The sequence below is a fragment of the Bacillus sp. S10(2024) genome, from assembly GCF_050473865.1.
GTDB lineage: Bacteria > Bacillota > Bacilli > Bacillales > Bacillaceae_G > Bacillus_A.
In genome coordinates this window covers 3006050-3012500 of sequence record NZ_JBFLUR010000002.1, presented here as the reverse complement: position 1 = coordinate 3012500, position 6451 = coordinate 3006050, and the positions used below count along the sequence as shown (strand labels likewise).

Annotated in this window: 3 protein-coding genes, 15 tRNA genes and 2 rRNA genes (1 of these 20 only partly in view); 18 read left to right on the top strand and 2 right to left on the bottom strand. The window is 42.3% G+C overall.

The features are described from left to right. From AB1280_RS15380 to AB1280_RS15300, 17 genes are all read left to right on the top strand, one after another. Nucleotides 1-1773, top strand: a 23S ribosomal RNA gene (locus AB1280_RS15380) (it extends 1150 nt beyond the left edge of the window). A gap of 50 nt (nucleotides 1774-1823) precedes the next feature. Then, nucleotides 1824-1939, top strand: a 5S ribosomal RNA gene (gene rrf / locus AB1280_RS15375). A 9-nt stretch (nucleotides 1940-1948) separates the two neighbouring features. Further along, nucleotides 1949-2023 (top strand) — tRNA-Asn (locus tag AB1280_RS15370). 3 nt (nucleotides 2024-2026) lie between these two features. After that, nucleotides 2027-2118 (top strand) — tRNA-Ser (locus AB1280_RS15365). Between the two features lie 10 nt (nucleotides 2119-2128). After that, nucleotides 2129-2203: transfer RNA gene (locus AB1280_RS15360), tRNA-Glu, on the top strand. A gap of 4 nt (nucleotides 2204-2207) precedes the next feature. Continuing rightward, a tRNA-Val gene (locus AB1280_RS15355) sits at nucleotides 2208-2283 on the top strand. 23 nt (nucleotides 2284-2306) lie between these two features. Continuing rightward, nucleotides 2307-2383: transfer RNA gene (locus AB1280_RS15350), tRNA-Met, on the top strand. Nucleotides 2384-2385: 2 nt separating this feature from the next. Then, nucleotides 2386-2461, top strand: a tRNA-Asp gene (locus AB1280_RS15345). Between the two features lie 10 nt (nucleotides 2462-2471). Further along, nucleotides 2472-2547: transfer RNA gene (locus tag AB1280_RS15340), tRNA-Phe, on the top strand. A 16-nt stretch (nucleotides 2548-2563) separates the two neighbouring features. Then, nucleotides 2564-2639: transfer RNA gene (locus tag AB1280_RS15335), tRNA-Thr, on the top strand. A 10-nt stretch (nucleotides 2640-2649) separates the two neighbouring features. After that, nucleotides 2650-2733, top strand: a tRNA-Tyr gene (locus AB1280_RS15330). A 14-nt stretch (nucleotides 2734-2747) separates the two neighbouring features. Next, a tRNA-Trp gene (locus tag AB1280_RS15325) sits at nucleotides 2748-2821 on the top strand. Between the two features lie 10 nt (nucleotides 2822-2831). Next, nucleotides 2832-2907: transfer RNA gene (locus AB1280_RS15320), tRNA-His, on the top strand. A gap of 114 nt (nucleotides 2908-3021) precedes the next feature. Then, nucleotides 3022-3096 (top strand) — tRNA-Gln (locus tag AB1280_RS15315). 5 nt (nucleotides 3097-3101) lie between these two features. Continuing rightward, nucleotides 3102-3176: transfer RNA gene (locus tag AB1280_RS15310), tRNA-Gly, on the top strand. A 10-nt stretch (nucleotides 3177-3186) separates the two neighbouring features. After that, nucleotides 3187-3260: transfer RNA gene (locus AB1280_RS15305), tRNA-Cys, on the top strand. Nucleotides 3261-3266: 6 nt separating this feature from the next. Continuing rightward, nucleotides 3267-3348: transfer RNA gene (locus AB1280_RS15300), tRNA-Leu, on the top strand. A 424-nt stretch (nucleotides 3349-3772) separates the two neighbouring features. Here AB1280_RS15300 and AB1280_RS15295 read toward each other — a convergent pair. Both AB1280_RS15295 and AB1280_RS15290 read right to left on the bottom strand, forming a co-directional pair. Continuing rightward, on the bottom strand, nucleotides 3773-3979 hold the full coding sequence (locus AB1280_RS15295; RefSeq protein WP_429756355.1) for a Phr family secreted Rap phosphatase inhibitor: 207 nt from the start codon (nucleotides 3977-3979) through the stop codon (nucleotides 3773-3775). Continuing rightward, entirely contained in the window at nucleotides 3979-5073 is a 1095-nt protein-coding gene (locus tag AB1280_RS15290; protein WP_429756354.1) for a tetratricopeptide repeat protein, read from the bottom strand. The genes AB1280_RS15295 and AB1280_RS15290 overlap by 1 nt, the downstream gene beginning before the upstream one ends. A gap of 416 nt (nucleotides 5074-5489) precedes the next feature. On the opposite strand from AB1280_RS15290, the gene AB1280_RS15285 reads away from it, so the two are divergent. Then, on the top strand, nucleotides 5490-6284 hold the full coding sequence (locus tag AB1280_RS15285; protein WP_272191530.1) for a transglycosylase domain-containing protein: 795 nt from the start codon (nucleotides 5490-5492) through the stop codon (nucleotides 6282-6284). Nucleotides 6285-6451: the final 167 nt, after the last annotated feature.

Genomic DNA, 6451 nt, shown 5'->3' with positions numbered 1-6451 from the left:
TAGTCGAGTGACTCTGCGCCGAAAATGTACCGGGGCTAAATACACCACCGAAGCTGCGGATTGATACCTATGGTATCAGTGGTAGGGGAGCGTTCTAAGTGCTGTGAAGTCAGATCGTAAGGACTGGTGGAGCGCTTAGAAGTGAGAATGCCGGTATGAGTAGCGAAAGACGGGTGAGAATCCCGTCCACCGAATGCCTAAGGTTTCCTGAGGAAGGCTCGTCCGCTCAGGGTTAGTCAGGACCTAAGCCGAGGCCGACAGGCGTAGGCGATGGACAACAGGTTGATATTCCTGTACCACCTCTTTATCGTTTGAGCAATGGAGGGACGCAGAAGGATAGAAGAAGCGTGCGATTGGTTGTGCACGTCCAAGCAGTTAGGCTGGTAAGTAGGCAAATCCGCTTACCGTGAAGGCTGAGCTGTGATGGGGAAGCTCCTTATGGAGCGAAGTCTTTGATTCCCCGCTGCCAAGAAAAGCTTCTAGCGAGATAAAAGGTGCCTGTACCGCAAACCGACACAGGTAGGCGAGGAGAGAATCCTAAGGTGTGCGAGAGAACTCTGGTTAAGGAACTCGGCAAAATGACCCCGTAACTTCGGGAGAAGGGGTGCTTTCTTAACGGAAAGCCGCAGTGAATAGGCCCAAGCGACTGTTTAGCAAAAACACAGGTCTCTGCGAAGCCGTAAGGCGAAGTATAGGGGCTGACACCTGCCCGGTGCTGGAAGGTTAAGGAGAGGGGTTAGCGCAAGCGAAGCTCTGAACTGAAGCCCCAGTAAACGGCGGCCGTAACTATAACGGTCCTAAGGTAGCGAAATTCCTTGTCGGGTAAGTTCCGACCCGCACGAAAGGTGTAACGATTTGGGCACTGTCTCAACCAGAGACTCGGTGAAATTATAGTACCTGTGAAGATGCAGGTTACCCGCGACAGGACGGAAAGACCCCGTGGAGCTTTACTGTAGCCTGATATTGAATTTTGGTACAGCTTGTACAGGATAGGCGGGAGCCTTTGAAGCCGGAGCGCTAGCTTCGGTGGAGGCGCTGGTGGGATACCGCCCTGGCTGTATTGAAATTCTAACCTACGGGTCTTATCGACCCGGGAGACAGTGTCAGGTGGGCAGTTTGACTGGGGCGGTCGCCTCCTAAAAAGTAACGGAGGCGCCCAAAGGTTCCCTCAGAATGGTTGGAAATCATTCGTAGAGTGCAAAGGCATAAGGGAGCTTGACTGCGAGACCTACAAGTCGAGCAGGGACGAAAGTCGGGCTTAGTGATCCGGTGGTTCCGCATGGAAGGGCCATCGCTCAACGGATAAAAGCTACCCCGGGGATAACAGGCTTATCTCCCCCAAGAGTCCACATCGACGGGGAGGTTTGGCACCTCGATGTCGGCTCATCGCATCCTGGGGCTGTAGTCGGTCCCAAGGGTTGGGCTGTTCGCCCATTAAAGCGGTACGCGAGCTGGGTTCAGAACGTCGTGAGACAGTTCGGTCCCTATCCGTCGTGGGCGTAGGAAATTTGAGAGGAGCTGTCCTTAGTACGAGAGGACCGGGATGGACGCACCGCTGGTGTACCAGTTGTTCTGCCAAGGGCATAGCTGGGTAGCTATGTGCGGAAGGGATAAGTGCTGAAAGCATCTAAGCATGAAGCCCCCCTCAAGATGAGATTTCCCATAGCGTTAAGCTAGTAAGATCCCTGAAAGATGATCAGGTTGATAGGTTCGAGGTGGAAGCGTGGTGACACGTGGAGCTGACGAATACTAATAGATCGAGGGCTTAACCATATAATATGAAGCAAATGTTATCTAGTTTTGAAGGAATATACCTTCATAAGTCTGGTAATGATGGCAGAGAGGTCACACCCGTTCCCATACCGAACACGGAAGTTAAGCTCTCTAGCGCCGATGGTAGTTGGGACTTTGTCCCTGTGAGAGTAGGACGTTGCCAGGCTTGTATTATTCCGCAGTAGCTCAGTGGTAGAGCTATCGGCTGTTAACCGATCGGTCGTAGGTTCGAGTCCTACCTGCGGAGCCAATTGGAGAGCTGTCCGAGATGGCCGAAGGAGCACGATTGGAAATCGTGTATACGTCACAAGCGTATCAAGGGTTCGAATCCCTTGCTCTCCGCCATAAAAACTTTGGCCCGTTGGTCAAGTGGTTAAGACACCGCCCTTTCACGGCGGTAACACGGGTTCGAATCCCGTACGGGTCACCACTTTGGAGGATTAGCTCAGCTGGGAGAGCACCTGCCTTACAAGCAGGGGGTCGGCGGTTCGATCCCGTCATCCTCCACCATTTAAAACAATGAATAGTATCATCGCGGGGTGGAGCAGTCTGGTAGCTCGTCGGGCTCATAACCCGAAGGTCGCAGGTTCAAATCCTGTCCCCGCAACCAATGGTCCCGTGGTGTAGTGGTTAACATGCCTGCCTGTCACGCAGGAGATCGCCGGTTCGACCCCGGTCGGGACCGCCATTTATATTAAGGCTCGGTAGCTCAGTCGGTAGAGCAGAGGACTGAAAATCCTCGTGTCGGCGGTTCGATTCCGTCCCGAGCCACCATTTTTCAAATAAATACGCCGGCTTAGCTCAATTGGTAGAGCAACTGACTTGTAATCAGTAGGTTGGGGGTTCAAGTCCTCTAGCCGGCACCATGTAAGTTTCGGAGGGGTAGCGAAGTGGCTAAACGCGGCGGACTGTAAATCCGCTCCTTCGGGTTCGGCAGTTCGAATCTGCCCCCCTCCACCATTTACATTTTATATAGGGGCATAGTTTAACGGTAGAACAGAGGTCTCCAAAACCTCCGGCGTGGGTTCGATTCCTACTGCCCCTGCCAAAACAGCATGGCGGCTGTGGCGAAGTGGTTAACGCATCGGATTGTGGCTCCGACACTCGTGGGTTCGATTCCCATCAGTCGCCCCATTTTTAAATATCACTTTACAAAATAAGTGGATTATGATAATATATTAAATGTCCTGATTGGATATTTTAAGTAATAAAATAACAAATACATCATATAATGTATTAATTATTCGGTGGGCTATAGCCAAGCGGTAAGGCAACGGACTTTGACTCCGTCATGCGCTGGTTCGAATCCAGCTAGCCCAGCCATTTTTGCGGAAGTAGTTCAGTGGTAGAATACAACCTTGCCAAGGTTGGGGTCGCGGGTTCGAATCCCGTCTTCCGCTCCAAATTTAATATGGCGGCATAGCCAAGTGGTAAGGCAGAGGTCTGCAAAACCTTTACCACCGGTTCAAATCCGGTTGCCGCCTCCATATTATGCCGATGTGGCGGAATTGGCAGACGCGCACGACTCAAAATCGTGTTCCTTCTGGAGTGTCGGTTCGACCCCGACCATCGGTACTGTTTAGACGAGTGAATCGTCTTTTTTATTTGTCTTTTTATTATCAATTAAACGTTAATATACAGTAATATCAAGCGTTCCTACTTTGTGGGGACGCTTTTTTATGTATTCTTCTTTGGAAATTATCATCTAATATGTTACATATTACGCGTTCATGTGATTCTACCTAATCGTATGAACTAAGTCTTATTCGTTGAAAGGGGAAAGACGTAGCGATGTTTTAGACGACGGAGAATTAGCTATCGTGCGTCGGGAAACTGAAACATTTAGAAATGTTTAATGACGCAGTGAACCTTTTTCTTAAAGATGTGATAGACGTAATCTGGATCCTACACAATGCGATACTATTGTAAAGAACTCACAATTAGTGTAAACAAAAAAGCCATACCGGCTAGTATGGCTTTCTTTCTAATTATTAAATTGTTATGCTTGTTGAAGTGGTGGTCGGCCGTGGTCGTAAACAGGAGCAGGTGTGTCGCCTTTATTAGCATATTGAACGTAACCATTATCAGGTTTTGATATGAAATGGTCTGCGTGGGTAGCTTGCTGTGTTTCAAAAGAATTATTTAAACCAAAAGAAAGAACTCCAACAACAGATAAACCAACAGTAATAGCACCTAATTTTTTCATTATTTTAACGCTCCTTTACTTAATAGTTTGTGCTTAGCTTCGTAACATGTATTAAAATAATCGCTAACTTTTTCATGATTATTCAACTTACGAAACTCAACAGCTAACAACTCCCCATATTCCTCAACATAGTCCCATAATCCTTGTTTCTCAAAATAACAAATACCTTTTTTTACCGCTTCCTCTACTAAATTAATTGAAAGTCCCTCATTTAATGCTTTCAAAATGTTGAAATGATAGATATATTCTTCGTTTCCTGTTTCAGAACAGATTTTTAAACCTCTTTCAATTAATTCTTGTGCAATATTTGTTTCACCTAGTTTATAATGTTCCCTAGCTTGTAGAAAATTGGCTTTGAAATGATTAGGAATTTTCCCTGTTACTTCAGATAAATGACGAATAGCTAAAGTAGATAAATTTTGAGTAGCATATAATAAACCTAAATTATGCCTAACTACTAAAATTAATTTTTCTTCATTATGTTTCTGTAAAATATCGATTGCACGATTTAAATGTTCTTCAGCTTGCTCAAACTGTTTTAAAAATATACATGCAGTTCCTAAAGTATTTTCGCATGAGGCGATTTTAATTTCATATCCAGCATGTTTCGAAAATGCCTCTTTAGCTTTGTTTGTATATTGAATGGACGCTAACATCTTAGAAGTATGATGATTAAATACAGCGAACTTTTGATTAAATTCAGCTTTTTCTAATTCATCAGTGATATGTTGTAACAATGTTTCAGCTTTTTCATAATGGTCCCTTGCTTCATTATTATTCCCAAATATAAGGGCATGCTCAGCTTTGAAAAAATGGTAATAGTAAGATGTAATCTCATTTGTTGGCTTGCTCAAAGACTCAATTTTATTAAAGCTATCTTTTGTGATGCTCAATCTATCGGTCAAAAGTTTATATCTAAAATCAAGTAATGAATGATAAAATAATAGATTTTCATCCTCTGTTATATTAGCAATCTTCTCGTCAATTTCTTGTTTCAGGTTAGTTGCTTTTAAAACTTGTTGTTGCAACATAGCTTGATACCAGTCATTAAGTAATTTTGTAATTAGTTCATTCCCCTTAGTTTGAACGTTCATGAAATCCCCCTCTTTTAGAATATTCTTACAAATAATAATAACAATAATAGAATTTAATAGAAATAAGTTTTGCATATTTCTCAAAAAATATCTGACAATTTAAACCTTCAATGCAATAGCAAACGACAATTGTATTATAAGAAGAATTTATTTTTTGTATCTAGTAGGTTGAAAGGCTTGCATAACACCAACAATTCATGTAATATCTGAAAGGCTAGAATAGGCAGCGAAAACGATAACGATAACTTACCTAATATGAATGTAAAAAATGATCATAAATAACCTATCAAGTGTTTTCTACTGTAGTAGAAGATGCTTTTTTCTTTTCGGGTCTTTAAATTACAAATTTGTAAGGTAGTTGTAAGAGAAATGAATTGGATATTTTTTAAAATACAGGTATTCTTGAATTAAGAGCAATGAATGCTGAAAGAAATGGGGTGTCTGTTGTGAAGGAACGAACAGCATATCGCACTTTGCATCATAATATTTCTTTAACTCCGATAGCAAAGTTTATTTATAAAGCCCTTATATTATTATTATTGCTAAGTGGTATACTTTTGTTTGTTGGAAATAAAATGATTGAAAGCAAGGATATTAGTAAGTTGACAGTACCTGCTTATTTGGAGTTACCAGAACAACTAGGGAATGCATTTATCGCAACTGAAGATAAGAGGTTCTATCATCATAATGGATTAGATTATATTGCAATTGTTAGAGCTACAGTAGAAAATGTAAAGGCTGGTGGTGTTGTACAAGGTGGCAGTACAATTACTCAGCAGCTTGCAAAAAATGTTTTTTTAACAAGTGAACGAACGTTTTCCCGTAAATGGAATGAAGTTTTCTATGCTAAAAAAATCGAACGAACATTTACGAAAAATGAGATTTTAAAACTTTACTTAAGCAATATTTATTATGGAGAGGGTGCATGGGGAATTGAGAAAGCTGCGAAACTTTATTTTGATAAGCAGGTTAATCAATTAACATTAAGTGAAAGTGCTATGCTAGCGGCCGTTGTGAAAGCACCAGCTTATTATTCTCCTATACAAAATTATGATAAGGCTGTAGAAAGACGTAATATTGTTTTAAAGCTCATGGAGCGAGAAGGATATATTACTCATGCCGAATATGTACAAGCTAGAAGTGAAAAGCTTGTTATTCGTCATGACATTCCTAATAATCAACCAGTAGAGCGTGAGAAAGCTGTGAGTTAAGAGTGAGTTCGAAAAGAACTTACTCTTTTTTTGCGTGAATGAAGGAAAGAAAAGTGAGACACAATATTGTCACATTTGTTTGATTTTGTCTATTTTACGAGCAACTTCAATGGACTGTTTATATGAGAATTGATATCATAAATATTGTATGTATAGTACATACAAAG